Source organism: Mesorhizobium sp. M7D.F.Ca.US.004.03.1.1 (genome assembly GCF_003998635.1).
In the GTDB taxonomy this organism is placed as follows: domain Bacteria; phylum Pseudomonadota; class Alphaproteobacteria; order Rhizobiales; family Rhizobiaceae; genus Mesorhizobium; species Mesorhizobium loti.
In genome coordinates, this window is record NZ_RZQG01001147.1 from 1 (window position 1) to 1,661 (window position 1,661).

General features: G+C 59.8%; 2 protein-coding genes. Both read right to left on the reverse strand.

Going from position 1 to position 1,661, the window contains the following annotated elements; all coding sequences use genetic code 11:
• A partial coding sequence (locus tag EN935_RS34925) for an FAD-dependent oxidoreductase (protein WP_127374170.1) occupies nt 1–567 on the reverse strand: 567 nt, incomplete at its 3' end.
• A gap of 9 nt (nt 568–576) precedes the next feature.
• A partial coding sequence (locus tag EN935_RS34930) for a TRAP transporter large permease (protein ID WP_164771641.1) occupies nt 577–1,661 on the reverse strand: 1,085 nt, incomplete at its 5' end.

Sequence of the window (1,661 nt, forward strand, 5' to 3'; positions counted from 1 at the left end):
GTAGATGCCAGTCTCGAAACGATCGGAGAGGTCCGGTTCCCTATCACGCAGTTCGGTTGCCGAAAGCACCGACCACTTGATGCCGTGGTCCCGACGCAGCGCCCATTCGGTCGCGTCCGCGTTGAAAGCCTGCCTGGTGGAATAGACAGTTATTGCACCAACCCGCTTCAGATCACCGGCAAGCCCAATCCTATCCATGAGCGGGACCAAGTCATCATAAACAAGCGCGTTCAGGGCGCTCAGCGCACCGGCTATCCGACGCACCTCGCCGATGCGCCCCGCTTTCAGGAAGGCGATCAACCAAGGCAACATACTGGGAGCATGCGCCCAATTGACGAACAACGGACCAACAGGATCCATGAGCCATCCGGGTACCTTCCAGACAAGGCCAGGTACCGAAGCCGGCACGACTTCGGTGACCGCTATGCCGCCGGCGTTGCCCCACGAGCATTTCTCGCCTTCGGGCGTGCGGTCCACCACGGTGACGCGCATTCCAAGCCCCAGCAGGCGCTCGGCGCAAGCAAGCCCGACGATTCCCGCTCCGATAACGACGACGTGAGGGGTCATGGCGCCTGGTCAATTCCCCATGCCGTAGTGCGTCGGCAGCCAAAGGGTGAGTTGTGGAAATGCCGCAATTACCACCAGCATAACCAGGAGCACGAAGAAGAACGGCAGGATTGCTTTCGTCGCCGACCAGATGTCCACCCGCGCAATCGCGGCGCTGATGTAAAGGCACAACCCAACCGGCGGATGTATGAACGAGAGACCGACATTTGCCAGCACGATGATGGAGAAGTGCAGGGGGTCGAGACCGTATTGCTTTGCCAGAGGCACAAGGATCGGCATAAGCACGATCAAGGCTGGCAGTGCATCCATGATCATGCCCACAGCCAGAAAGACAACATTCACGATAAGAAGGAACTCAACTGCGTTGTGCGCAAAAGAGGTGATGAATTCGGCGATCTGGTGAGGCACCTGTTCGAAGGTGAAGAAGAAGGACAGGGCGCTGGCCATGCCTATTACCAAGAGTACGGCGCCAGTGGAACGGCAGGCTTCCACCATCAGCGTTGGCAGGTCGGACACACGCAACTCGCGATAAACAAAGAGACTGACGAGCCCACCATAAATTACGGCGATTCCAGCTGCTTCGGTCGGCGTGAAAAACCCTCCGCGTATGCCGCCTAGGATAATGCCAGGCATCAGCAGCGCCGGAATACTCTCGACCAGGACGCGCTTCCACTCGGCACGCGCTCCTTGCTCGCGAGGCATTTGTCGCCAAGCCGCGATGCCAAGTGTGAGAGCCATCATTGCGACAAGGTTCACCAGGGCCGGGACGACGCCCGCAAGAAACAGCGCACCGACGGAGATGTTGGCCACCACGCCGACGATAATCAGATCGATCGAAGGGGGAAGAAGATGACCCGTGGCGCCTGCTGTCGCGGTGACAGCCGCGGCGAAAGGCATCGGATAATTGCGCTTGCGCATTTCGGGAATTGTCACCGATCCGATGGCAGCCGTGTCGGCGCTGGCCGATCCGCAGACCCCAGAAAGCGCGAAGGTGGAGAGCAGGGTCACCGGCGCAAGGCCGCCGCGCAGCCCACCGATGACAAGCAGCAACACATCAACCATGCGTCGGGCGATACCGCCGCGTGTCATGATGC